We start from the raw sequence: 24254 nt of genomic DNA on the forward strand, positions 1-24254 counted from the left end.
ATGATCATGGTCGCAGCCGAGGCAACCAGTTTTTCAGCGGGCGCAGAAGCTCAGATAGCTCGGCAGGCGCGGGTCGAGCATGATCGTCTGCCCGCCCATCCTGCGTCGCCGCCACGGCGGAACCAGGTGGCGCGGAAAACTGCCGCGGCTCACCGCAACCCGCAGCCGATGCCCGGCGCGCAGCAGCGCCTCGGTCGGGTTGATCTCGATGTCGATCGTGAACGGCTCCCCCGGGACCACCGCAAGCGCGGACTCCGCGGTCAGCGGATGCAGCGGGAACACCAGTTCGTCCTCGACATAGTCGCTGGCGGCCAGGTCGGTGGCGCGCAGGCTCGACAGCAGCGCCCCTCGGGTGATCGGCACCGAGGCCCCGTCGGGTTCGACATCGCACACGGTCACCGACCAGAACGCGTCGGCGCCATCGGCCTCGGCGCACAGATGCAGATTCATCGGACCCGACACGACGAGATCCTCGGACAACGGTGCGCTGGTGAAGGTGACCGCGCCCGCCTCGGCATGCCGGTCATCGGTGCCGAAACGCCTGCCGAACAGCAACGTCACCCCCATGCTGAGGATGCCGGTGTTGTTGGACGCCATCCGGATTCGCCGCGTCGGCACCGGTAGTCGGGCCTTGACCTCGCACGGGACACCCGACAACGCGGCATCGGTGCCCGCGTGCGGTGCGGTGGCGGTGTTCTCGCTGTCGAGATAGAGCCTGCGCGCGGTGGCGGCCGGATCCGGGAACACCGCATGCTGGTGCCAGCGCCCTTCGCCCTGCCTGCGCACCGTGACCGGCCCGAAGCCGTCGATGCCGTTGTCGATGCCCTTGACCCACCGGTCGAACCACGCGCACTGCAATTCGTCGAGGGCCTGCGGGCCCTCCGGTGCACCGAACCCCGACCCGGCGCTCAGGTGATAGGAGTCGTCGACCAGCACCTGTTTGGCGCCGCCCAGCAACGGAATACGGTCGTACATGCGGAAATTGGAGCGGTTGTAGACATCGTGCCAGCCGCCGTGGATCCAGGTCGGTGCCGTGATGTCTTCGAAGCGAGCCAATTTCGCCGCCCACATCGGATTCAGATAGCCGTCGGGATGCTCGGCGACCAACCCGATCTCGATCGCACGCCGCACCCAGCTGGCCGGATCCGCCAGCCGGTCACGCAGGAACGCGCCCAGCAGCCCCGCACGCACCAGACCAGGCCACGACGGCAGCCACTTGAACCCGTTGACCGCCAGAATCCACAGCAGCATCCCCGGCGTCGGCACCCCACCGGTCAAGCCGAGCTCACGCATCGGGTTCTCACCGGCCTCGATCGCGAACACCGCACGCAACCCCGGCGGGCGCAGGCCCGCGGCGATCAACGCCGCGATCGCACCATAGGAGACGCCGGTGACCGCCACATCACCGTTGCACCACGGTTGGCGGCGCACCCACTCGATCACCTCGAGGTAGTCCTGCTGTTCGCGCGGTGCGAAGAAATCCCAACTGCCCGTGGAGGTTCCGGTGCCACGCACATCGATCATCAACCCGACATAGCCGCGGCGCACCGCGGTCCGGTTGATCGTGAACGGCTCGAGGATCCCACCCGCGGGAGTGTGCAGCAGGTCGCGGGCGGTGAACCGCCGCCGATCCGAAGGCCTGATCCGCCCCGCCCAGTCCCGCAGCAGGGTGTGCGCGCGCATGCCGTGACGGTTGAGCATCTTGTTGTATGGGGTGAAGTTCAAGATCGCAGGCAGCGGCTCACGCGCCGGTCCCGCCTTGTCACCGGGGCGCAGGATATCGGCGGTCAGCACCACACCGTCCGACATCGGGATCGGGACGGTGGTGGCGGCGAACAACGCCGGATACCGCGCGGGACCGATATCGAATCGGTGCTGCGGCGGCACCGTCGCCGCGGTGGGTAGCTGCGGCTGGGCCATGGCAGGGTCCTCTCGGCGGCTGCGCACGCTGGTCGTGGCCTCTCGACGATAGGCGTCGACGAACACCGCTGTCCATGAAATGGCCGATGCTGTCCCAGACGCAGAAACCTGCTGTCGCTCAGGCGGGTTCGACGCCACCCGGCTCGGTCGAGAGCACGATCGTGGTCCAGCCGCCGAGATGGATGCGATCCCCGCTGCGCAGCGGCACCGCGACCGTCGCCGGAATCAGCTCGTCGCTGCCGTTGACACTGGTGCCGTTGGTCGACCCCAGATCGGTGACCGTCAGCCCGTTCTCGTCCAGATGCAGCATGGCGTGCGCGCGCGAGACACCGACATCGGCCGGCGCGATCCCCAGATCGATATCGGGACGCACGCCTTGTGAGACACTGCGCTTGCCGATCAGGATCTCACTGCGCGACAACACTATTCGACGCTCAGGGTAGAAATCGGGGAACCCGACCTGATCGGCATCGGGACCCTTACGCGCGATCACCCGGTCAAAGAACGCACGATCAGCGGTCACCGTGGCCACCCACGCGACCGTCGCCGCGGAATTCACCACCGTGGCAGCCGGTTCCGCTGCGCCGGGTTGCACTGCGGAGGCAGGTTCCACCCCGCCAGCGGGGTGCACTGTGGCATCCGGCCGCACTGTGCCAGCGGGTTGCACTGTGGCGCCAGGTTGTACCGTGACGGCGGGTTCCACTGCTGGGGCAGGTTGCGCTGTGAGGGCGGGCAGCGCCGAATCGTGCCCGCACACTTCACAAAAGCGCCCGCCGCTGGGCGCACCACACGACGGGCACCGCGAGACCGGTGCCGCGACCGCCGCCATCGGTGCCCCGCACACATCGCAATAGTCGAGCGCGCTCGACTGGTGTCCCTCCGGACAGGTGCCCATCAGCCCTCCTTCCTGACCCTCGCGGTCTTGGTCGAGCGAGCATCCAGGGCCATCTCGTCGGCGGCTTCGACACTGGCCCGCAACCGGACCGTCCCGCTGCCCTCGTCGACCTCCACCACGCCACGCAACAGCTTGGCGGTGCTCTCGTTGCCCGACTCCGCCGCCAGCTCGACCGCGCGGCGCAGTTTCGCTGTCGCGGTGTCGGCGTCACCGCTCTTGCGCGCGGCCAACCCCTCCTGCACCGCCTGGGCCAGCTCGGCCTGCCCGGTGTAATGGGCGACCCGCCTGCTGATCCGGGCCGACAGCTCGGTGTCGGTGGTCCACACCGCCTTGACCAGACCTTGCCCGAGCACCTGCTCGCCGCTGACCACACTGACCCGCGCGGCCAGCTTCTCCCGCCCCGGCGCGGCCGGTTCCACCTGCACCTGCACGTGATAGTCGCGGTCCTCAGCACCCCAGGCGCCCAACGGATATTCACCCACCTGCGCGGCCGTGTCGACCCGGCGCGCGGTCAGATCCTCGATGGCAGGGGCGACCTGCTTGACGAAACGCACCGTCGCTCCCGCAGGCGTCCACACCCGCAGCGTCAGCTCCGGGATCGCCTTTGCCATCGACCCCTGCATCATCGCGGCGAAGTCCGCGGCCAGCTTGGCCGGATCGGCGACGATGTCGACACTGCCGTGCAACGCCGAAGCGATCGACCGCAATTCATCGACGCGCCAATCGGTGCCGACACCACGACAGTCACAGGTGAATACGCCCTGCGACTGCTGGATCTCCGCGGCGAGCGCCGCGGGCTCCTCGTGCTCGTTCTTGCCGTCGGTGAGCAGGATCGCGTGCACCATCGCGCCGGGATGCTTCTTGGCCAGCTGCCTGGCCAGCCCGAGCCAGGTGCCCATCGCGGTGCCGCCGCCGGGCTTGAGCTTGTCGAGTGCACGCCGGGCAGCGGCACGGGTGTCGTGGTTGGCAGGCAGCGACGGCACCTCTTTCGGGAAGGCCAGTCGTGCCATCGCGGTGCCTTCGATGATCGCGAACTGGGTGCCGTCGGCCATCACGTCCAGTGCGGCGAGCGCGGCCTCGCGGGCGCCGGGGAACTTGCGCCCGGTGGCCATCGATCCCGAGCAGTCCAGGATCAGCAGCTCGAGACGTTCCTGGGCAGGCGCGGCGACCACCAGATCGGCCGCGGTCTCCACCGTCACCACCGCATCGACGAGGCCGACCCCGTCGGCCAGATACTCGTTCTGATCGACAGCGACCGAAATACCATTGCCTGCCACGGAACTCACTGTGTTACTCCTGGATCTACGGTCCACGGGACGGGGACGATCGCGACGGTGATGTTGTCGCTGCCGCCGCAGCGCAGCGCGAACTCGACCAGTTCGCGGGCCGCGACGGCCGGCGGATGCGCGGTCGCCACCTCGGCAAGGGCGATCGCGTCGGACAGGTAATTCCACAGCCCGTCGCTGCACACCAGCAGCACCCCGGGCCCGGTGGTGCGCAGGGTCCGCACGCAGTTGTCCGACCACGGCTTGACCGGGCCGTCGGCGCCGAGCCAGCGGATCAGGGTGTGCGCGCGTGGATCGTTCATCGCGGCCTGCTCGTCCATCGCGCCGGCGTCGACGAGCGCCTGAGCCCACGAGTCGTCCACGGTCAACCGCTGCGAAGGCGGGTTGTCCGGGTGCACCGGCGCGTCGGCATGCAACCAATATGCCCTGCTGTCACCGACATTGGCGACGGTGATCTCGGTGCCGGTCGCGTCGGTGCGCACGATCGCCGACACATACGTGCACGAGGGTGCGTGGCCGTCGGTGACCGCGCTCTCGCGCACCGCGGTGGCCGCCGCCACCAGCCCGGCCATCGCCGCCTCGCTCGCAGGCTGCCCGTCGAGCAGCGCGACCCGGGTGGCTTCGACACCGACCCTGGCCGCCGCGCCCGAGGCCACCTGCGGATCCTCCGAGGAGGACACCCCGTCGGCGACCGCGAGCACCGCCGCGGCAGGCACACCGTCGGGGCCGTCGAGGACCGCGGCGGCGACCGCGTCCTCGTTGCGGGCGTGCGCGATACCCCGGTCGGTGATCACCGCGACCGCACCCAGATCGGCGGCGAAACGATCCGGCGGCCTCCGCAACTGCCCACATCCGGCGCAGTAGCCGTCGCCGTCGTAGTCCAGCCCGCCGCATCCCTCGCACGCGGTCACCGGACCCGGCTCGTGATGGGGCAACGCCACCTGACGGCCACCCAACTCCTGACCGCAGTTCTCGCAGAACCGATCCTGCGCGTGCACCTCGGCTGCACAGCCAGGACACAGCGAAACCGTTACCGGCGCTGGAGCTTTCACCACCGACTCCACTGTGTCGTCGTTGTCGCTCACCACGCCCCCTCACCGATCACCGGAACCATCCGAGCAGTCGCCGCACTGCCGGGCGCCTCGAGCACCGAACCCGCCCGCGATGCCCGCGCACGCATTGTGTCCGTGGCCTTATTGCCGTGTCTGTTCACCACAACCCCTCACCTGTGCCCACTATCACCTGGCCGATCGACGCGATACCGCCGAGCACCGTTCTGCTGCCCGCTGGGCCTGTCACTGCCTCGGCGACAAGCAGACCATGCGGTAGACAGTCCACGAACGGTGTGCGGGTGGCTGTTTCGCCGTCCTCGCCCATCACGACCCCCGCGCCCAGAGGTGCCCCCGCCGCGTCGGCAGGTGCCGGAGGCCGCGCGTGCCTGCGCGCCGAGTCACAGGGTGGTCCTCGGGCGCACGGTGTTGGCCTGCTCCACCAACGCGAATCGTGCCCACATGTCCTCGGTTTCGTGCGCCAGATCGCGGTAACAGCGCTCCAGACCCGTCCGCACACCGGCGTCGTCGAGGTCGGCGCCGAGCAGCGGCTGCTGATCGGCGCGGGCCCGGCCCGCACCCAGCCACGCCAACGCGGCCTCGAGCACCCGCAAACGCACCTGGGCGGCACGGGATTTCGAATCCACCCGCAGCCGCGTCACCCGATCACCCGCATCGCGCAGGATCGCCTCGGTCAACTCCTCCGGTGTCCGATCGGCCAGCACGGTGTCCACCGCGGCGATCCTGGCCTCGGTGAACAACGCCGACCCCGCATCGACCTGATCGAGCACCGCCACCGCGCCCTCGCGCTCACCGGCCGCCGCACGCAACCGGGCCAGCCCGAAGACCGCGCTCAGATACCCGCGGTCGGTGCGCCACACCGTCTCGTAGAAGCGTGCCGCGCTGCGCCGGTGCTGAGCGGCCGCGAAACCCTCGGCGTCCACGGCGCCGGACAGTTCGGCGACCGCGGCCAGCGCCAGCTTCGGTGCCGCCTCACCGGGCAACGCGGTGTAGACGGCATCGAATTCGGTGCGTGCGTCCGCGAAATCACCTGACAGCAACCGGGATTGGCCGCGATACCAGGTCAGGCGCCAATCGCCGGGAATGCTCGCGGCCGCCTCGGTCAGTCGCCGGTCCGCCTCGGCGGTGTCACCCACCTCGAGGGCGGCCCTGATCAACCGCAGCGGGATCTCGGTCGATTCGCCGCGCCCGGTGACCACCGCACGCAACCCCGCCTCGAACGCCTGCGTCAGCTCCGCCGGAGTAGTGCCGCTGGTGGTGGCCAGCAGCGCGGCCGCACTGTCGCTCGGATCGACCAACGGCACCGGAAGCCCCGCAACAACAGTCGAGGCCGTCACCGCATCGCCGACCCCGAACACCGCACGCGGCGGCCCGAAATAGCTCGACATGCCCGCACGCGGCACCCCGTCCTCGAGCGAAAGCACCTCCCGCAGCACCCCGGTCAGCTGATCGGCCATCTCCTCCATCGAGGCGAACCGTGCGTCGGGCTCATCGTCGGTGGCACGCAACAGGAACCGGTACAGCGAATCATAGGTAGCCAGCAGCGGTTCGGTCTCCGGGCCCGGTAGCGCACCGAAATGCCCGCCGCGCTGCGGCACCGCCACCAGCAGGACCGCCAGCGTGCGCCCGACCGTGTACACCTCGGTGGCCACGGTCGGTCCGGTCTCGGCGATCTCGGGCGCCTGATAGCCGATGGTGCCGTAGATCGGGCTGTCCTGATCGTCCATCGCGATCACCGCACCCAGATCGATCAGCTTGAGCTGCTCGTCGGTCTGCATCACGTTGTCGGGCTTGAAATCACAGTAGGCCAGCCCGAGCGCATGCAGATATCCCAGCGCGGGCAGCATCTCGAGCACATAGGCGATCGCCTGCGCTGGCGGCAGGAACCCGCCGGTGCCCTCGCGGTGGCTGCGCAGGATCTGCTTGAGCGAGGTGCCGCCGACATACTCCATCACGATGTAGCCGACCGCGACCCCGTCGGCGCCCGCGTGCTCGACGAAGTTGTGGATCTTGACGATGCTGGGATGTTCGACCTGCGCCAGGAACCGCTTCTCGGCCACCGCCGCCAGCATCGCATCGGCGTCACCGGCATTGAGCAGGCCCTTGAGCACCACCCACCGGTCGCTGACATTGCGGTCGATCGCCAGATAGATCCAGCCCAGCCCGCCGTGGGCCAGACAGCCGGCCACCTCGTACTGGCCGGCGACCAGATCACCCTTGGACAATTTCGGGGTGAACGAATAGCGAGTGCCGCAATGCGGGCAGAACCCTTCGGCGCGACCGGGTTTGCCCTCGCGGCTGCGCCCGACCGGCTTCTCGCATTTACCGCAGAAACGTTTGGCCTCGGGCACCTCGGGCTCGGTCATCACCGCCGAGGCCGGATCGATGCGCGGCACCGGCGGCACCTCCACCATGCCCGCGCCCAAACGTCCACGCCTGCTCGACCGCGACGAGGAGCGGGCCGTGCGCACCGACCGCGACCCGGTCCTGCTGCTCGGCGTCGACACCAGCGCCGCGGTGGCCGGGGCCGGCGCGGCACCGCACACCGCGCAATAGCCGTCGACCAGTGTTCCCCCGCACCCGGGTTCCTCACACCGCGCCGCCGAGGGGGTGGTCGCGTGCGACTGAACAGTGGCCGCTTCCGCGGGTGCGGTGCCGCAGATCTCGCAGTAGCCGTCGATGACCGTGCCGCCGCACCCGGGTTCGGTGCAGTGCCGCGGCACCGATTCGATGGTCGTCTCGGTGACCGACGGTGTTTCGACGACGGAAGGCGTGGTGGCGACTGAAGGCGTTCCGACGACCGAAGGCGACTCGGGGGCCGAAGCCGTTGTCGCCGTTGACGCCTGGCTCGCGGCAGCCGGTGCGCTGCCGCACACCGTGCAATAACCGTCCTCGATGGTGCCCGTGCAGCCCGGCTCCGTGCAGGTCACGATTCCCCCTCCCGGTTGCTCGCTCATGATCGTTTCCCCGATTTCTCCGCGATCAGGCGCTGATAGTCGGCGACCGCGCGGGTGACCGCGGCCAGATCGCACGGCGTGCGCGCCAGCAGCTCGCTCGCACGCTGATACGCGGCAAGCAGATCCGAGTCCTCGCCGACACCCAGTCGCGCCGCCTTGGCCTGATAGGCGCCCAACCGGCCGCGCAGTTCCCCGCGCCGCTCCAACAGTCCCGTGGCCAGCTGCTCGGCCTCGAGGGCTGCCGTGTTCGCGGTGTCGATGCGGCGGCGCAGATCGATCAGCGCCGCGCCCGCACCGGGATCGGCGGCCACCAGCGCCAGTTGCGCACGCAACCGCTCACCGTCCTCGGCGGGCACCGGCAACGGACCCGACACCAGGGTGGCCTCGACGCTGGCCTTGGCGGTCGCGGCACGCTCGCGCGTGGCCAGCAGCACCCCCAGCCGCGCCCGCACCTCGGCGACCGCGGCCGCCCAATTGGCTTTCATCGCCGCGAGTTCGGCAAGCACCGCGCCCTCACGGTCCAGCGCCTGGCCCAGTTCGCCCAGCCGGGCATCGATTTCGGCGACGGTCAAGGCCAGCGGGTCGGTCGCCGAACGGCTCAGCAGCGCGGCGATACCGTCACCGACCCCGCGCAGCTCCGGGGTGAGAGCACCGGCTCGGTCGAGCCGCTGCTGCAGCGGCGCCAGCCCCGCCATCACCCGGGTGTTCACCTGGTCCACCGCGTCGAGGAACTCGGCGATCACCGGGAACGTCGCCCGCATGCGATCAAGGGTATCGGCGAGCCCGACGAACAGCACGTGTTCGCTCGGACCGGTCAGCGAGCGCTGCGCCAACGGGATCGGCGTGCGCGACACCTCGTGCGGTCGCCCGCGCAGGATCTCGGTCAACCGGGCCCGCTCGGCGTCGTCGAGGCGCGCGCGGGTGCCGCGCACCGTGCGCGCGGACTCGAGGATCGCGCGCATCCTGGCCAGGTCCTCCCACATCAACGCCAGCGCGTCACGCACCGGATCCCAGCGGGCCTCGGTCACCCCCGAGGGCGGATAGTGGCGGACCAGGGTCAGCCCCGGATGCTTGTCCAGCTCCAGCATGATCGCGGTGATCGAATCGAATTCGGTGCCGCGCCTGGCCAATTCGCGGTCGATCTCGGCGACGGTCAACGGCGCCACGGGCGGGCTCATCCCACATACCGCGGGATCGGCGGGCCCGGTGAGGGACCGAGTGCGGCCAGCCGGTCGGTGTAGATGCGCTGCCAGCCGCCGTCGGTGCGCAGGCGTTCGAGCACACCGTTGACGAACCGCACCAGCTCCGCGCTGCCCTTGGGCACCCCGACCGCGTACGCGCCGAGACCGATCGGTTCGCCGACCACCCGCAGCGTACGGTCCTGGGCGACGAGCCCGAACAGGATCGGATCATCGCCGCTGATCGCGTCCACATTGCCCTGCTGCAGGGCGACCAGGCAGTCGGTCCAGTTCGCGACACCGAGCACCGTCGGGCGTTGGGGCATCCGGAACAGTGGACCGGCCGCGGTCGTGCCGCGCGCCACACAGACCCGCTTGCCTGCCAGGTCGGCGCTGGCGGCGATACCGGAATCGGCCGGGGCCAGGATGCGCTGTGCGGCACGGTAATACACCGCCGAGAAGTCGACCTCGCGGCGGCGCTCACAGGTGGCGGAGAAGGTGCGCACGATCATGTCGACCTTGCCGTCGCGCAGCGCCGGAATGCGTTCGGCGGCATTGACCGAACGCAACTCGATCTTGTCCGGATCGCCGAACAGATCCCTGGCGATCTCGCGCGCGATATCGATGTCGAAACCCTCGAGCCTGCCGGTGGCCGGATTGCGGAACCCGAACAGGTAGGTGTTCTGGTCGACACCGACGCGCAGCGTGCCCCGCGCCGCGATCGCGGCCATCGGCGAGCCTGGCGGCATCGCACCCGGTCTCGGCAACGGCCCGGGACGTAACGAGGCCTCCTCGTCGCACCCGCCTTGGCCCTCGGCCTGCGGCGCGATCGTGATCTCCGCGGCGCCCGCCGGTGTCGGATGCACCGCGTCCAACGTGCTCGGTGCCGGCAATTCCCCGGCGCCGCAACCGCTCACCAGCAGCATCGTCGCGGCCAGCAGTGCGGCGGCCAGCACAGGTGTCTTCACAGGAACTCCTTCAACCGCGGCCACAGACCGGCGACCACCGCGGCCGCGGCGAACACCAGCAACGCCAGCGTGCCCACCGGGCTGAAGGTCAGCACGGTGCCCGCGGTGTCCAGCCCGCCACGCAGGTCGCGGCGCGACTGGGCCAGGTTGTCGGTGAGCGCGCGATCCAGCGCGGCGAAGCGGGTCGCCGAGGACTGCGGCGCGGCACCGATCGCCTGCGCCACCGCCGCCGGATAGTCGGCGGACTGATAGGCCGCCACCTGCCAGCGATGGCCTTCGGTCCAGCTGGTGAGCGCTTGGGCGGCAGGTGAATCCGCGCCGACTACCGCGGCGAGCCGATCGCGCAGGTCGGCGGCGTGCGTGGTGTAGCGCTCCTCACCGGCGGTGATGTCGCCGCGGGTGACCAGCTGCAGTGTCTCGTCGGTGCGTGCCTGCTGGGCCGAAATGCGGGCCTTGGCAAGGGTTTCGAAGCGGCTGCTGGCACCGGAGCTGCCGGTGTCGAGGTTGGCCGCGGCCACGGTCGACGCCAGCACCAGCCACAGCAGCGCCACCCCCGCCGCGCCCGCGCCCACCGCGACCCCGAGGTTGACGCGGCGATTGGTGCGCCGCACCAGGATCGCCGAGGCCACCGCGCAGGCGATCAGCACAAGCAGCACCAGCACGATGCTCACCATCGGCAGCGCGCCGATCGCGCGCTGGTCGGCGCGCACCGCCGCGAACCTGGCCTCGGTGAGCCGCTGCGCGTTGGGCAGCAGCGAATCCTGCATCACCGCCGAAGCCTCGGCCAGATACGAGGCGCCGACCGGGAACCCTTGCCTGCTGTTGGCTCTGGCCGCTTCCACGAGCCCGGTGTAGGCGGGCAGATCGGCGCTGATCCTGGCCACGATCTGGCGGGTCTGCTCGTCGGAGGCGCTGATCGTGGCATCCGAGAGCGCGGCCGCGGCATCGGCGAGGGCCTGCTGGTACTGCCCGCGCACCGCGCCGGCCTCGAGCCCGCCGGTCAGGAACGCGGTGGCCGCGGTCGAATCCGCCGCCGAGAGCGCCACATACAGCCGTTGCGCCGCGAACGCGCGCGGCTCGGTGCGTTCCAGTGCGCTGTCCTGGCGTGCGTTCTTGCCGCTCATCTGGCTCATCGCGGCGAACCCGGCCAGCAGGCACAGCACGACCGACACGACGGCGACGACAACGATCACCCCCGGTGTCGTTCCGGCGAAGCGTCGCAACCACAGGGTCCCGTTGCGGATGCGAGGTCCCACACCGTCCTCCTAACATCTCCCCGGCCGGTGTCTCGATCGAGATAGTACGGGAGGACCTCGAGGTGTGCCGATCGATTGCGGGCGGAGTGCACAAACCGCGACCGCTGCGGCGCCGGGTCAGCGGCGGCGGTGAATCACGATGGTGGTGGTGCTGATTCGCGCGACCACGAGCGCGGCCACGCACAGGGCGGTGATGGTCAGCCAGCCCAGATGCGCCGGGGCGCGGAAGCTCGCGGCCGAGGCCAGCGCGCCGGGGTGGCTGGCGATCAACGAGCCGATCAGCGCGACACCCAGTGATTGCCCGACCTGGCGTGAGGTCGTCGCCAGGCTCGCGGCCACCCCAGCCTGCGCGGGCGGCAGACCGGCCACCGCGGTGGCCGTGATCGGGGTGTAGAGCAGTCCGATGCCCGCACCGAAGAGCCCATAACCCAGCAGCAGCAACACTTTTCCGCTGCCGTCGAAGGTCACCGTCAGCACCGCCGCCGCGGCCGTCGCCACGATCGCGCCCGCGGTGAGCGCGCTGCGCGCCCCGCGTTCGGCGACCAGGCGCCCCGACATCGGCCCGAACACGAACATCGCCGCCGCCATCGGCAACAGCGCCAGCCCGGCCGTCAACGGCGAATCATGGCGAATCTCCTGCAGATAGAACGTATTCAGGAACAGAAACCCGCCCATCGCGGCGAAGCCGAAGATCGCGATCACGAACGCGCCGGTGAACGGCGCCGAGCGGAACACCCGCAGCTCGATCAGCGGCTGCGGGTGGCGAGGGGCGTGCCACAGCAGCGCGGCCAGGCACAGCGCCGACCCGGCGAAGCTGCCCAGTGTCTCGAGCGCGAGCCAACCCCGGTGCGGGCCTTCGATGATCGCGAACACCAGCAGTCCGAGCAGCCCGATCACCAGCAGCTGGCCCACCGGGTCGAAGGCGCGCGGGCGTTCGGCGCGTGACTGCGGCACCACCAGGACCGTCAACGCCAGCGCGGCCACCGCGATCGGCACGTTGATCCAGAACACCGCCTCCCAGCCGACGGTCTCCACCAGCAGCCCGCCCACCACCGGGCCCGCGGCCATGCCGATCCCCACCGAGCCGCCCCAGATGCCGATGGCGCGCACCCGCCGCCCCGGCTCGGTGAAAACGCTCGTAATGATCGCCATGGCAACGGGATTGAGCATCGACCCGCCGACGGCTTGCAGCACCCGGAACCCGATCAGCCAGCCGACCGACGGCGCGAGGCTGCACGCCAGCGAACTCACGGCGAATAAGGAAAGCCCGATCTGGAAGACGGTGCGCCTGCCGATGCGGTCGGCCAGCGAGCCGGCGAAGGTCAGCAGGCACGCCAGGGTCAAGGTGTAGGCGGCGACCACCCACTGTGCGCCGGCTAGCGATCCGCCCAGGCTGTGACCGATCGCGGGCAGGGCGACGTTGACCGCGGTGGTGTCAACGTTGGCCATGACCACCGCGGCGCAGCAGACTGCCAGAATGACGGCCTGGCGGGCGGTCTTCGGTGTGCTCGGCGCGACAGGGGCGCTGATCGACATGCCAGCATACTGACAGCATCGTCGCCGTGGCCCGCCCAGCGACACGGGCGCCAGCGTCAATGGGCGTGTCATTGTTAACCGATTGCGCGCGTTTCACTTTCGCGGTGATCGGTGATCACTGTGCGGTGCTCAAACTGGGGTGGTGAGCGTTCAGCGCGCGCCGACCGGTGCCGGGGTCCCCGACACTGCGAGCTCGCGGCCGCCGCGCAGCCGGAACTCCTGGGGCGGGCAGCCCTTCCACCGCCGGAATGCGCGGATGAACGAGGCCGCCTCCGCATAGCCGAGCCGGGCGGCGACCTGCTCGGTGGTCAGGTCGGTGTGGGCGAGCAGCTGCTCGGAGAGCAGTTGGCGGACCTCGTCGAGCAGCGCGCGGAAGGAGGTCTGTTCCTCGTTGAGCCGTCGGGACAAGGTGCGCGGGCTCAAGAACAGTTCGTTGGCCACCGCGATCTGATCGGGGATATCGCCCGGTGTGCGGATGAGCAGCTCGCGCACCCCGCCCGCGACCCCGGTGCGGGGGCGATGGCGTTCGAGCAGGTCGCGGCAGAAGCGGGTGCAGGTGAATCGGGCACGCTCGTCGAGCGGGGGCAGTGGCCGGTCGAGTCTGCGGCCGTCGAAGACCACCGCGTTGGCTGGTGCGTCGAAAGCGAGGTCGGTGCCGAAGTTTTCGCGGTGGCGGCGGATATCGGCGGGTGCGGCATGGCGGAATTCGGTGCGCGCGGTGGACAGTGCGGCGCCGTAGAGTTCCCTGCCGACCGCGGGAATGGCGGCCAGTGTGCGTTCGGTGAGGAAAACCCGTAGGGGCGGCGGTGTTTCGGTGTCGTCGAAACGCAGGCGTAGTTCGCCGCTGGTTTCCTCGACGGTGAGCCGGCCCGCGACCAGGGTGCGGTCGAGATAGCGCACCATGGCATCGATCAGGTCGCGCAGGGTGCGGCTGCTGAGCAGTGCCAGGCCCCACGGGCCCGAGCGCGGTAGCTCGAGCCGGTGCCCGGCCTCGGCGCCGAGGCCTGGCTCATTGCCGAAGCGCTCCACCAGGTTTCGCACGACGCGCAGTTCCTGATGGGTGGTGCAGTGCTCGTCCTCGGGGGTGAGCGTGGTGCCGGACAGGCAGTCGAGTGCAGGCATGCCACGTTCGTCAGCCAGCGCGATCAACACGCGAACGCCGGACGTGGTGCGGCGAAGGTCCCGGTCGAACATGTACTCGCATTCCTCATCGAATTTCGCCGTCGCGACGGCTTGGCGAAATCTATCAATGCCGAGGCCGCTGGTGCAGGGAAATCGCGAACTGGAAATGGGCGATTGTTCAGGGTGGGCGCAGCAGGAATTCGTCGAACATGGTGACGATCCGGTCGTTGTCGAACAGATCCGGCGCGTCGAGCACCAGCCGGGCCGCGGCGTCGACGATGCCGTGCACCAGATGCGCCAGCACGTCGAGGTCGACCTGCTCGGCATGTCGTTTGCTCGAAAGCCATTCCCCGAGTAGGGAACTCAGTGGAGCCCGGACTTCCTCCCGGGCCCGCTCGACCTGATCGCGCAGCATCGAGGGCACCCCGTCGATCGGGAAATACACCAGCCGCCAGCTGCCCGGTTCGGCGCGCACCTCGTCGAGAAAGCGGGCGAGCCCGCCCGAGAGCCGCGCGGCCGTATCCGCTTGCGGCACGGTATCGGTTGCCTGCGTGGAAGATTCGACGCCGAGCAGTGATCGCTCGACCACGGCGAGCATGCGGGCGCGCTCGCGGTCGATCAGCTCGTAGAGCAGCTCGTCGCGGCTGGCGAACGAGTCGTAGACCACCGGGCGGGTGACCCCGCCGCGTTCGGCGACCGCGGCGATGCTCACCTCGGCGAACCCGCGCTCGAACACCAGGGCGCGCGCGGCATCGAGCAGCGCGTGCTTGCGGTCGGTGGGAGCGAGCCGCTTGGCGTAGCGGCGGCGTTGTCCGCCTTCGGGTTTCGCCGTTGCCATCGCCCTACCCCGTGTCCATGGCCAGTGCGGCGGCGGTCATTCGCCGGGTCAGCCAGCGCAGCGTCGCGGCGATCGGCTCGCGGCGGGTGTCGTCGGCCAGCAGCAGCCGCGCCCCCGTCTCGCTGATGCTGATCACCGCGTAACTGAGCAGCTCGGCATCGACGGTGCGCTCGCGCAGCGCGGCCACCATCGTGATCGCCGCCGCGAGCCGTTGGCGAATCTCGCTGCGGACAGTGTCGATTCGCGCGTGCACGGCGGTGGGCAGCCCGTCGCCGGGCATCAGCACCAGCTGCCAGGTCTGCGGCGCGGACAGCACCAGGTCCAAATAGACCTCGACCGCGGCTTCGGCGACCTCGACCGCGAGGTCCTCGGGATCGGTGTCGGGGCGGACGGTCGGTGTCGCGTCCGCGGCCATCGCGAGCACGCGCGCCTGCTCGCGGTCGAACAGGGCGGCGAAAACCGCGTCGCGGTCGTCGAATTCGGCGTAGAGCGCGGGCCGGGTGATCCCGGCGGCCCTGGCGATGGCGTGCATGCTGACCCCCGGATAGCCCTCCCGGACGATCACCCCGCGCGCGGCATCGAGGATGCGTTCGCGTCGCGCCGACACAGTGTCCTCCCGTGGTGCTCGATCGATGACCAGGCGACGCAGCGGTGCGCATCGGCTATCAATCCTACGACGGCGCGCGCGGCGATGTCGCGGACCGAGGTGGTGATCAACGGTCGAATCCTACGTGCTCATCGACAGTGTCACAGCCAAATTGACACTGTTGTTCTCGGGTCGAACCGGTGCTACGGTGTGCCCGAGTGCTGGTGGGGCGGGTCACATTCGAGTGACCGGCCCCATGATCGGCGCGCGACCACGCGACCTCATCGGAGCGGTTGCCCACCACTGTCATCACCCGAGCAACCCGTCCGGTACGAACACAGCTCCGCCGGTGCCACCACACCGCGCAGGGCACACCTCATCACCGCACCGTGATGAGGGCGCAGGAGGATTGATGAAGGGCGCCGCACCGCTCGCGCAGGCCGATACCGACTCGGCCGCCCGCCTCGTTCGCGAGAACCTCACCGGCACCGTGCTTTCCAGCCTGCGCACCTTCGGGCGTGCGGTGGATCTCGGACTCGAATCGGTGCGCGGCAGCGTCACCGACGTGCTCGCCGCGCGGTTCCAATGGTCGGAAATGCTGCGCCAGGCCTGGTATCTGATCACCGTCACCGCGATACCGGCGGTGCTGATGGCGGTTCCGTTCGGCGTGGTCGTCTCGGTGCAGGTGGGCAACCTGATTCACCAGCTCGGCGCCGACTCGATGATCGGCGCCGCAGGCGGCCTCGGGGTCATCCAGCAGGGTGCGCCGCTGGCCACCGGCCTGCTACTGGGCGGGGCAGGCGCCTCCGCGATCGCCGCCGACCTGGGCGCGCGCACGGTCCGCGAAGAGATCGACGCGTTGCGCACCATGGGCATCAGCCCCGTGCACCGGCTGGTCATCCCGCGCGTGGCCGCCATGCTGCTGGTCGCGCCGCTGCTCAACATCCTGATCATCTTCGTCGGCATCGTCTCCGGCTACGCCGTCGCCATCGGCGCCCAGAACGTCACCCCCGGCAGCTACTGGGCCACCTTCGGCTCCTTCGCCGTACTCGCCGACGTGTGGATCTCCCTGGCCAAGGCGATGCTGTTCGGGTTCCTCGTGGTGATCATCGCCTGCCAGCGCGGACTCGAAGCCCGCGGCGGGCCGCGCGGAGTCGCCGATGGGGTGAACGCCGCGGTGGTCGTCTCGGTCGCCGCGATCATCCTGGTCAACCTGGTGATCACCCAGATCGTCACCATGTTCCTGCCGCTGCGGGTGGCGTGATGACCGCGACACCCTACGCGCCAAGAGGTCTGCGCTGGGCCTATCGCCTTGTCCGACACCGTGATCGGGCCTTCGCGCCGTTCGAGCACACCGGCTTCCTGCTCGGCTTCGTCGGCCACACGCTGTGGGCGATCCCGCTGACCCTGCACCGCTATCGCGCCCAGACCATGCGCACCATCACCGACATGACCTGGGGCCGTGGCTCGGTGCTGGTCGGCGGCGGCACGGTGCCGATGCTGGTGGTGCTCGGCCTGGCGATGGGCGCGGGCGTCGGCATCCAATCCTTCGCCGCCCTCGACCTGCTCGGGCTCGGCCCGATGACCGGGGTCATCTCGGCCTTCGCCAACACCCGCGAGCTGGCACCGATCGCGGCCGCGGTCGGCTTCGCCGCCCAGGCAGGCTGCCGGATGACCGCCGAAATCGGCGCGATGCGCATCTCCGAGGAAATCGACGCACTGGAATCGCTTGGCCTGCGCTCGATTCCGTTCGTGGTCACCACCAGGGTGATCGCAGGCGCCATCGCGATCGTGCCGACGTTCCTGATCGCGCTGGTGCTCAGCTACCTGGCCTGCTCGGGGGTCGTCGTGCTGCTGCACGGGCAGGCCGCAGGCGTCTACGACCACTACTTCTTCCAGTTCACCAGCGGCTACGACGTGCTCGCCGCGGTGCTCAAGATCCTGGTGTTCGGCGTCGCGGTCATCCTGATCCACTGCTACTACGGCTTTTTCGCCTCCGGCGGACCCGAAGGGGTCGGCATCGCCTCGGGTCGGGCGGTGCGCGCGAGCTTCGTCGCCATCGTCGCCCTGGACATGGTGCTGACCATGCTGCTGTGGGGCGTCAACTCCGCCATCGAATTCCCGGGGTGAGTCGGATGCCGAACTACAGCATGCCCGGCGTCGCGATGACCAGGCGCGGTTCCCGGATCCTCGGCGCGTGCGCGCTCGTCACCGCCACCGTCGTCGGCCTCACCTGGCGCGGCACCCTCGACGACCCCGACCCCGCGCGAGTGCGCATCCAGGTGCGCACCGAGCAGATCGGCGAAGGCGTCGACGCGGGCACCACAGTGCGCATGGACGGGGTGCGCGTCGGTGCGATCGCTGCGGTCACCGGCATCGACCAGGGCCGCCAACTGATCACCCTTGACCTCGACCGCGCCGAAACCGTCTCCCTCACCGACACATTTACCATCGACTACGCCCCCGACAACCTCTTCGGCATCAGCGCGCTGACCCTGCGCCGCGCCACCGGCGGCACCGCACTGCGCGAGGGCGCCGTCATCGACCTGGCAGGCCGGCACGCCGACCGGGTCACCGACGTGACCATGGGCAGGCTGCTGCGCGCGCTCACCGAAACCTCCACCGACGTGCTCACCCCGACACTGACCGAACTGATCACCCAGTTCCACCGGGACCTGCGCGCGTTCACCCCGCTGCTCGAGGCCATCGTCACGATGAGCCGCACCCTGGCCGAGACCCAGCGGTATCCGGTCCCCTACCTGCTCGACCAGTACTCCTCGTTCTTCGGCGGGCTCGGAGTCTTCGCCTCGGCCACCTTCCGGCTGCTCAACGCCATCATGAACATCGAGGTGTTCCGCAACGACCGCCCCGCCTACGACGCCTTCATCGCGATGATCGTCGACGGGGTGTTCCCCGCGATCGGCACCGTCGGCGACGCCGCCAACGCCCAACTGCTCGGCTACGCCGACATGCTCACCCCGCTGCTGCATGCCGTCGCCGCGACCGTGCCCGACCCGCGGCGCAGCCAGGCCGAGACCGCCGCGCTCATCGAGCGGCTCGACCGGATCTTCGCCGACACCCCCGACGGGCCCGCGGTCAACGTGGCGGTGGTGCTGCACGGCATGCCGGGACTGAGCGCCGCGCTGCTGGGCCAACCGGGCCGAGGAGGTCACCGATGAGGCAACTGCCGCTGCGCTCGATCATCGTGCGGCTCAGCCTGTTCGCCGTCGTCACCATGCTGCTGCTGGTGGTGATCGCGCAGGCGATCACCCGCCCGATCGACGGGGACACCGACCGCTTCCACGCCAGGTTCACCGATGTCAGCGGCCTCAAAACCGGTGACGGCGTGCGCATGTTCGGTGTCCAGGTCGGCAAGGTCACCGGCATCGACCTCGACGGGGCGCGGGCGGTGGTGCGGTTCACGGTGCAGCGCGACCGGCCCCTCTACGACACCAGCGTGCTCGCCATCCGCTACCAGTCGCTGACCGGGCAACGCTACGTCGACATCCGCCAACCCGACCGGCCCGGCACCCGACTCGCCGCCGGATCGACCATCGCCGAGGCGAACACGACGCCCTCCTTCGACATCACCCAGCTGTTCAACGGATTACAGCCGGTGATCGCCGAATTCTCCCCCGCAGCGCTCAACCAGTTCACCGAGAACGTGCTCGCGGTGATCGAAGGCAACGGCTCCGGCATCGGGCCCGCCCTGCAATCGCTGGACAAACTCAGCAGATACGCCACCGACCGCCAGGCGGTGATCAGCACCATCGTGGCCAACCTGCACACCATCTCCGGCCAAATCGGCGGCCGCTCACCACATCTGGTCACGCTGCTGCGCGGCATCGCCGACGTGTTCACCGCGTTCCGCGCGAAACTCGACGGGCTCATCGCCTTCGCCGCCACCGCACCGACCGCGCTCGGCCCGCTCAACAACCTCATGGACACCCTCGGGTTCACCGAGACCACCAACCCCGACCTCATGACCGACCTGCGCCTGCTCTTTCCCGACCCGCAGGCCGCACTCGAGCTGCTCGGCCGACTACCCGGCCTGCTCCAAGCCCTCAGCGCCGCACTGCCACCCGCCGGTGCCGCCGCCGCCCAGGTGAACACGACCTGCACCAAAGGCGCCGCTGAACTACCCCAGGCATTGCAGATCCTCGTCGCCGGACAGCGAGTCACGATATGCAACGGCTGACCCTCACGCGCCCGAACCGCTTGGCGCACACGCTGATTCCCGGCACCGCGCCCCTGGACCGGCACGAGGCCGCCAAGAACCGGCGCGAACTGCGCCTGGGCGTGGCAGGCGCCGGATTCGTCGTCGTGCTCCTGCTGATCACCGCGTTGATCTATGTCGTCCCGATCGGCAAGGCCACCTACACCGCCGAACTCACCGAGGCACAGTCGGTCAAGGTCGGCGACCAGGTGCGCATCGCCGGAGTCACCGTCGGCGCCGTCACCGCACTGGACCTGGAATCGGACCGGGTGCGCATGGCCTTCACCGTCGACCGCGACGTCTTCCTCGGCGAGGCAACAACACTGGAGCTGCGCATGCTCACCGCGGTCGGCGGCCACTACCTGGCCGTGCTGCCCGCAGGCAACACCCCACTGGGCACGACCACCATCCCCGCCGAGCGAGTCCGGCTGCCCTACAGCCTCATCCGCACCCTGCGCGACGCCGCCGCACCCACCCGCCAGATCGACGGCGACACCCTGCGCAAAAACCTCGCGGCCCTACAGGATTCACTCGAACAGAGCCCCGACGCGCTACGCAGCATGGGCAGGGCAGTGCAATCGTTCGTCGACGTCCTCAACCAGCAGAACACCGAGGTGTCGCGGGCGCTGAGCGTGATGACCGAATACCTCGCCACCCTCGACGACAGCAAATCCATCGTCGGTGAAGTGGTGCGCGCCCTGGGGATGCTGATGGTCGCCGGACTGGACAAACGCGGCGAGATCGCGGTGGCCTTGTCGATCACCGCGCAGCTGCTCTCGCGCATCGCCGCACTGGAACCGGCCTCGCGCGAGATCCTCGAACCGCTGGCAGGCAAGCTACGCGACACCCTGCCCCAACTCACCGAACTCAGCGCACAACTCGATGCCGCGGTGCCCGCATGGCGCGAGCTACGCGACCGGCTCGTGGCTGCCACCGCCGGACCGGACGGTGTCGTGATCGATCACTCCGCGCTCATACCCGAGATCTGTGTGCCGGTGCCGGGGAGGGCGTGCTGATGAAACGACTGCTCACCACACCGGGTTTCGTCACCGTCGTCGGCGCGCTGATGCTGGCCGTGCTGGCCGTGGCCGGATATCTGATCGTGGTCGCACCCGCCGAGAAGACGGTCGGCTACTGCGCACAGCTGCCCGACGCGATCGGGCTCTACCCCGGCAACCAGGTGACCAGCCTCGGCATCCCGGTCGGCACCGTCACCACCATCCGCCCCGAAGGCACCGGCGTGCGCGTCGAATTCGACATCGACGCAAAGCATCCGCTGCACGGCCAGCCCACCGCCACCACCGTGTCCGACACCCTGGTCGCCGACCGCAGCCTGGCCGTGTTCGGCGAACCCGGTGCGCCGCTGTGGGATCGCGGGCGCTGCCTCACCAAGACCTTCACCCCCAAGAGCATCAGCCAGACCCTCGACAGCTTCGCCAAGGTCGCCGCCCAGCTCAACGGCGGCAACACACCCGCACAGCAGCACCGAATCCGCGACGGCGTCAACGCCTTTCGCGCCGCGACCGCCGACACCGGCCCGCAACTCAACACCCTGATCACCGACCTGGCGACCGCGCTGCGCCAACCCGACGCCGCGATCGGCAACATCGGACGCCTCATCGACGCCTTCGCCGCCATCGCCTCGAGCATCTCGGCGAACTGGGACGACATCGCCAGAGTGGTGCTGCGCGCCAACGACGGGATCGGATTCATCAACGAACTCTGGGGACGGGTGGTCCAGATCGCCGACTCACTGCTGGTGCTGCTGCCCTGGCTCAACCGCCTCGCCAACACCTACGGCCGCCCACTGCTCGGCGCCCTCGACGGCGCGGTACCCGGACTGCGGCTGCTGGCCGCCAATGTCGGCTCCCTGCAACAGATCATCACGATGATCCCGCCGATCGCGACCGCCTTCGCCAAGACCACCGACCCGGCCACCGGCTGGCCGCGCCTGACCTACGCACCACCCACCCTGACGCTGCCCCAGCCGCAAGCCGACCAGATCTGCGCCGTGCTCGACACAATCACGCCAGGGCAGTGCCGCACCGCAGCCGACGGGCTGTTCGTCACCGAGCTGGCGCCACTGATCCTCGGCACAGTGGGTGCACGATGAACCGGCAGGCGCGTCGCAGCGCCATCGTGGTGGCCGTGCTCGCGGGCTTGCGCCGCAGCATCGTCGGCGTGGCCGTGCCTGCGGGCTTGCGCCGCAGTGAAATCGGCGTGGCCGTGCCTGAGGGCCTGCGTCGCAGTGTCATCGGCGTGGCCGTGCCTGAGGGCCTGCGTCGCAGTGTCATCGGCGTGGCTGTGCTCGCGGTGTTGCGCCGCAGCATCGCCGACGTGGCCGTGCTCGCGGGCTTGCGCCGCAGCATCGCCGGCGTGACTGTGGTCGCGGGCTTGCGCCGCAGTGTCATCGGCGTGACTGTGGCGGCGGTGCTCGCGGGCTCGGGGTGTGCGTTCGATCCGTCGACCGTGCCGGTGCCGGGTGCGACTGTATCCGGGCCCACTTATCAGGTGCGGATCCAGCTCGCCAACGCCCTCAACCTGCCCGCCCAGGCCAAAGTCGTCGCCAACGGCGCACAGATCGGCAGCCTGCGCTCGGTGCACGTGGTCGATCCCAGCCCGACCGGCAGCGGTCGCGTCGACGCCGTCGTCGAGATCTCCCGCGCGATCCGGCTACCCACCGCCACCACCGCGCAACTGCGCCAGAACACCCTGCTCGGCGACATCTACATCGGACTCACCACCGCCGCAACAGGTTCCACCGACACCATCGCCGACGGCGGCACCATCCCGCTCGCCCAGACCCGGCCCGCGCTGCAAGTCGAAGACCTGCTGGCAGGCATGTCCACCTTTGTCGCGGGCGGCGCGATACAACAGGCCCAGGACATCATCGACCGCGTCAACACCGTGCTGCCCGCGCAACCAGCCGACACCGCACGGATCTTCGACGTGCTCGGCCGCGACGCAGTCGATCTGGCCGCCGACCTCGGCGCGGTCGACCGGCTGCTCGACGCCGTCGAACAGGATCTGCGGGTGGCACTGGACAACCCGACCGAGCTCGGCGAGCTGCTCAGCGAACGCGGCGCCGTCGAGATCCCCGCCGACGCCAAATCGCTGGTGCTGACCCTCGGTGTCGTCGGCGGCCTCGGCATCATCGGCGCCGCGGTGCAATGGCTCGGGCCGCTGCTCGCCGCCGGTGACGCCACCGCCAAAGCGCTGGTGCCACTGCTGTTCACCTACCGCCCGCTCGATCTGAGCGCGCCGTCGAACCTCAACCGGGTAGTAGCGCTGTTGCGGGACAAGGTGATTCCCTTCGCCGAACACGGACCCAAACTCAACATCACCCGGATCGAGATCGACGGCGCCGCCACCCCGAGCACCGACGAACAGCTCCAGCAGATGCTGAGCGCCTTGCGCATGATCGGAGTCGTGCGATGAACCGGGTGCGCAGCAACGCCGGACCGCTGGCCTCCCTCGGCGCCATCGGCGCGATCCTGCTGCTGGGCAGCGCGTATCTGCTGTTCGGGGTGGTCAAGATCGACTGGTTCGCTCAACGCCTCGACGCGACCATGGTGCTCGCCGACTCCGGCGGGCTGATGCCACGATCGAAGGTGCTGCTCTCGGGCATCCAGATCGGCGAAGTGACCTCGGTGACCCACGTCGGGCCCGCAGTGCAGGTGGCGTTCCGGATCACCGGCGACTATCGCGTGCCGGTCGCCAGTTCGGCACGCATCGAAGCACTCTCGGCCATCGGCGAGCCCTACCTGGAATTCCGGCCCACCGCGGCAGGCGGACCGTATCTGCGCGACGGGCAGCGCATCGATGCCACCACCGTCTCGCCCCCGGTGTCGATCGCCGAGGTCGCGCGGACCGCCACCCAGCTGCTCGACCAGGTCGACCCGGCCGCGCTCGCGGGCATCGTCACCACCTTCGAACAGGCACTGGCAGGCACCGAGGCGATGATGCCGCCGCTGGCGCGCTCCACCGACCTGCTCGCCGCCACCCTGCTCAGCCGCACCCAAGTCATCCGCGACATGCTCATCGCCATGCAGTCGCGCGCCACCGACATGTGGTGGGCCGGACCGGAACTGGCCGAAGCGGCCGGGCCGTGGGCCGAATTCGGGCCACGCGTCGACGAAGTGGCCGCCGCCGTCGCCCGGATCGTGCGCGCCGAAAACACCCCGAGCTATCTGACCGAGACCGACCGGGCCATCGGGCTGGTCCCGTTGCTGCACCAGATCGCCGCCAAGCTCGCGGTACTCGGCCCGGAACTGCGGGCACTGCTTCCGGTGCTGCAGCCGCTGGTCACCGCGACCACCGGCGCGGCCAACCAGCTCGACCTCGGTGCCCTGATCAGCCAGGCACTGCACGCCACCAGTCCCGACGGTGCCCTCACCCTGCAGATCACCGTCAAATAGCGTCACGG

General features: G+C 69.6%; 22 protein-coding genes. 10 read left to right on the top strand and 12 right to left on the bottom strand.

Annotated features, from left to right (window positions below; all coding sequences use genetic code 11):
* Positions 1 to 33: 33 nt before the first annotated feature.
* From NA11_RS07510 to NA11_RS07530, 5 genes are all read right to left on the bottom strand, one after another.
* Positions 34 to 1920 carry a CocE/NonD family hydrolase gene (locus NA11_RS07510; protein WP_069161196.1) on the bottom strand — a complete coding sequence of 629 codons (1887 nt, stop codon included), beginning with the start codon at positions 1918 to 1920 and terminating at the stop codon, positions 34 to 36.
* A 118-nt stretch (positions 1921 to 2038) separates the two neighbouring features.
* On the bottom strand, positions 2039 to 2443 hold the full coding sequence (locus tag NA11_RS46520) for an FHA domain-containing protein (RefSeq protein ID WP_245745764.1): 405 nt from the start codon (positions 2441 to 2443) through the stop codon (positions 2039 to 2041).
* Between the two features lie 371 nt (positions 2444 to 2814).
* On the bottom strand, positions 2815 to 4101 hold the full coding sequence (locus tag NA11_RS07520; RefSeq protein ID WP_069161051.1) for a vWA domain-containing protein: 1287 nt from the start codon (positions 4099 to 4101) through the stop codon (positions 2815 to 2817).
* Entirely contained in the window at positions 4098 to 5186 is a 1089-nt protein-coding gene (locus tag NA11_RS07525) for a protein phosphatase 2C domain-containing protein (RefSeq protein WP_245745765.1), read from the bottom strand. Before NA11_RS07525 ends, NA11_RS07520 begins: the two co-directional genes overlap by 4 nt.
* A gap of 365 nt (positions 5187 to 5551) precedes the next feature.
* Positions 5552 to 7567: a serine/threonine-protein kinase gene (locus NA11_RS07530; RefSeq protein ID WP_439957049.1), complete on the bottom strand. Its 2016-nt coding sequence runs from the start codon at positions 7565 to 7567 to the stop codon at positions 5552 to 5554.
* Here NA11_RS07530 and NA11_RS46525 point away from each other — a divergent pair.
* Positions 7557 to 7727 (top strand): hypothetical protein, encoded by a 171-nt coding sequence (locus NA11_RS46525; RefSeq protein WP_245745781.1) that lies wholly within the window; start codon positions 7557 to 7559, stop codon positions 7725 to 7727. The two genes, NA11_RS07530 and NA11_RS46525, sit on opposite strands and share 11 nt — an antisense overlap.
* Before the next feature lie 123 nt (positions 7728 to 7850).
* Complete coding sequence (locus NA11_RS46530; protein ID WP_069161053.1) at positions 7851 to 8057, top strand: hypothetical protein; 207 nt, start codon at positions 7851 to 7853, stop codon at positions 8055 to 8057.
* Positions 8058 to 8124: 67 nt separating this feature from the next.
* Here the strand turns inward: NA11_RS46530 and NA11_RS07540 are convergent, their stop codons facing one another.
* The 7 genes from NA11_RS07540 to NA11_RS07570 form a co-directional block, all read right to left on the bottom strand.
* Positions 8125 to 9306 carry a hypothetical protein gene (locus NA11_RS07540; RefSeq protein WP_069161054.1) on the bottom strand — a complete coding sequence of 394 codons (1182 nt, stop codon included), beginning with the start codon at positions 9304 to 9306 and terminating at the stop codon, positions 8125 to 8127.
* Positions 9303 to 10232 (bottom strand): glutamate ABC transporter substrate-binding protein, encoded by a 930-nt coding sequence (locus tag NA11_RS07545; RefSeq protein WP_069161198.1) that lies wholly within the window; start codon positions 10230 to 10232, stop codon positions 9303 to 9305. The genes NA11_RS07540 and NA11_RS07545 overlap by 4 nt, the downstream gene beginning before the upstream one ends.
* Positions 10233 to 10270: 38 nt before the next feature.
* Positions 10271 to 11530, bottom strand: coding sequence for a GlnX family signal transduction membrane protein (locus NA11_RS07550; RefSeq protein ID WP_084654301.1), 1260 nt, complete (start codon positions 11528 to 11530; stop codon positions 10271 to 10273).
* Between the two features lie 117 nt (positions 11531 to 11647).
* Positions 11648 to 13066 (bottom strand): MFS transporter, encoded by a 1419-nt coding sequence (locus tag NA11_RS07555; protein WP_069161055.1) that lies wholly within the window; start codon positions 13064 to 13066, stop codon positions 11648 to 11650.
* A 150-nt stretch (positions 13067 to 13216) separates the two neighbouring features.
* Positions 13217 to 14260 carry an AraC family transcriptional regulator gene (locus NA11_RS07560; protein WP_069161056.1) on the bottom strand — a complete coding sequence of 348 codons (1044 nt, stop codon included), beginning with the start codon at positions 14258 to 14260 and terminating at the stop codon, positions 13217 to 13219.
* A 106-nt stretch (positions 14261 to 14366) separates the two neighbouring features.
* Entirely contained in the window at positions 14367 to 15026 is a 660-nt protein-coding gene (locus NA11_RS07565) for a TetR/AcrR family transcriptional regulator (protein WP_069161057.1), read from the bottom strand.
* Between the two features lie 4 nt (positions 15027 to 15030).
* Positions 15031 to 15633, bottom strand: a complete 603-nt coding sequence (locus NA11_RS07570) for a TetR/AcrR family transcriptional regulator (RefSeq protein WP_069161058.1) — start codon at positions 15631 to 15633, stop codon at positions 15031 to 15033.
* A 391-nt stretch (positions 15634 to 16024) separates the two neighbouring features.
* Between NA11_RS07570 and NA11_RS07575 the strand changes: the two genes are divergently transcribed.
* Genes NA11_RS07575 through NA11_RS07610 form a run of 8 tightly spaced genes read left to right on the top strand, consistent with a single transcriptional unit; the run spans position 16025 to position 24246 of the window.
* Positions 16025 to 16876 carry an MlaE family ABC transporter permease gene (locus tag NA11_RS07575; protein WP_069161059.1) on the top strand — a complete coding sequence of 284 codons (852 nt, stop codon included), beginning with the start codon at positions 16025 to 16027 and terminating at the stop codon, positions 16874 to 16876.
* On the top strand, positions 16876 to 17742 hold the full coding sequence (locus tag NA11_RS07580) for an ABC transporter permease (protein ID WP_069161060.1): 867 nt from the start codon (positions 16876 to 16878) through the stop codon (positions 17740 to 17742). Before NA11_RS07575 ends, NA11_RS07580 begins: the two co-directional genes overlap by 1 nt.
* 5 nt (positions 17743 to 17747) lie before the next feature.
* Positions 17748 to 18791: an MlaD family protein gene (locus NA11_RS07585; RefSeq protein ID WP_084654309.1), complete on the top strand. Its 1044-nt coding sequence runs from the start codon at positions 17748 to 17750 to the stop codon at positions 18789 to 18791.
* Positions 18788 to 19810 (top strand): MCE family protein, encoded by a 1023-nt coding sequence (locus NA11_RS07590; RefSeq protein ID WP_084654311.1) that lies wholly within the window; start codon positions 18788 to 18790, stop codon positions 19808 to 19810. Before NA11_RS07585 ends, NA11_RS07590 begins: the two co-directional genes overlap by 4 nt.
* A complete protein-coding gene (locus NA11_RS07595) occupies positions 19798 to 20844 on the top strand; it encodes an MlaD family protein (protein ID WP_084654313.1) in 1047 nt (348 codons plus the stop codon). The genes NA11_RS07590 and NA11_RS07595 overlap by 13 nt, the downstream gene beginning before the upstream one ends.
* Complete coding sequence (locus NA11_RS07600; RefSeq protein ID WP_167837591.1) at positions 20844 to 21941, top strand: MlaD family protein; 1098 nt, start codon at positions 20844 to 20846, stop codon at positions 21939 to 21941. The genes NA11_RS07595 and NA11_RS07600 overlap by 1 nt, the downstream gene beginning before the upstream one ends.
* Positions 21938 to 23266: an MlaD family protein gene (locus NA11_RS07605; protein ID WP_245745767.1), complete on the top strand. Its 1329-nt coding sequence runs from the start codon at positions 21938 to 21940 to the stop codon at positions 23264 to 23266. Before NA11_RS07600 ends, NA11_RS07605 begins: the two co-directional genes overlap by 4 nt.
* Positions 23263 to 24246: an MlaD family protein gene (locus NA11_RS07610; RefSeq protein WP_069161061.1), complete on the top strand. Its 984-nt coding sequence runs from the start codon at positions 23263 to 23265 to the stop codon at positions 24244 to 24246. Before NA11_RS07605 ends, NA11_RS07610 begins: the two co-directional genes overlap by 4 nt.
* The last annotated feature ends 8 nt before the right edge of the window (positions 24247 to 24254 follow it).

Origin of the sequence: Nocardia altamirensis NBRC 108246, from assembly GCF_001612685.1 — a bacterium.
Taxonomy (GTDB): Bacteria; Actinomycetota; Actinomycetes; order Mycobacteriales; family Mycobacteriaceae; genus Nocardia; species Nocardia altamirensis.

Bases quoted from the DNA above. Each gene is read 5' to 3' on its own strand.
- NA11_RS07510 (WP_069161196.1), bottom strand. From the start codon at position 1,920: ATGGCCCAGCCGCAGCTACCCACCGCGGCGACGGTGCCGCCGCAGCAC.
- NA11_RS46525 (WP_245745781.1), top strand. From the start codon at position 7,557: ATGCGCGGCACCGGCGGCACCTCCACCATGCCCGCGCCCAAACGTCCA.
- NA11_RS46530 (WP_069161053.1), top strand. From the start codon at position 7,851: ATGACCGTGCCGCCGCACCCGGGTTCGGTGCAGTGCCGCGGCACCGAT.
- NA11_RS07540 (WP_069161054.1), bottom strand. From the start codon at position 9,306: ATGAGCCCGCCCGTGGCGCCGTTGACCGTCGCCGAGATCGACCGCGAA.
- NA11_RS07545 (WP_069161198.1), bottom strand. From the start codon at position 10,232: ATGCTGCTGGTGAGCGGTTGCGGCGCCGGGGAATTGCCGGCACCGAGC.
- NA11_RS07555 (WP_069161055.1), bottom strand. From the start codon at position 13,066: ATGTCGATCAGCGCCCCTGTCGCGCCGAGCACACCGAAGACCGCCCGC.
- NA11_RS07560 (WP_069161056.1), bottom strand. From the start codon at position 14,260: ATGTTCGACCGGGACCTTCGCCGCACCACGTCCGGCGTTCGCGTGTTG.
- NA11_RS07565 (WP_069161057.1), bottom strand. From the start codon at position 15,026: ATGGCAACGGCGAAACCCGAAGGCGGACAACGCCGCCGCTACGCCAAG.
- NA11_RS07575 (WP_069161059.1), top strand. From the start codon at position 16,025: ATGAAGGGCGCCGCACCGCTCGCGCAGGCCGATACCGACTCGGCCGCC.
- NA11_RS07580 (WP_069161060.1), top strand. From the start codon at position 16,876: ATGACCGCGACACCCTACGCGCCAAGAGGTCTGCGCTGGGCCTATCGC.
- NA11_RS07585 (WP_084654309.1), top strand. From the start codon at position 17,748: ATGCCGAACTACAGCATGCCCGGCGTCGCGATGACCAGGCGCGGTTCC.
- NA11_RS07590 (WP_084654311.1), top strand. From the start codon at position 18,788: ATGAGGCAACTGCCGCTGCGCTCGATCATCGTGCGGCTCAGCCTGTTC.
- NA11_RS07595 (WP_084654313.1), top strand. From the start codon at position 19,798: ATGCAACGGCTGACCCTCACGCGCCCGAACCGCTTGGCGCACACGCTG.
- NA11_RS07600 (WP_167837591.1), top strand. From the start codon at position 20,844: ATGAAACGACTGCTCACCACACCGGGTTTCGTCACCGTCGTCGGCGCG.
- NA11_RS07605 (WP_245745767.1), top strand. From the start codon at position 21,938: ATGAACCGGCAGGCGCGTCGCAGCGCCATCGTGGTGGCCGTGCTCGCG.
- NA11_RS07610 (WP_069161061.1), top strand. From the start codon at position 23,263: ATGAACCGGGTGCGCAGCAACGCCGGACCGCTGGCCTCCCTCGGCGCC.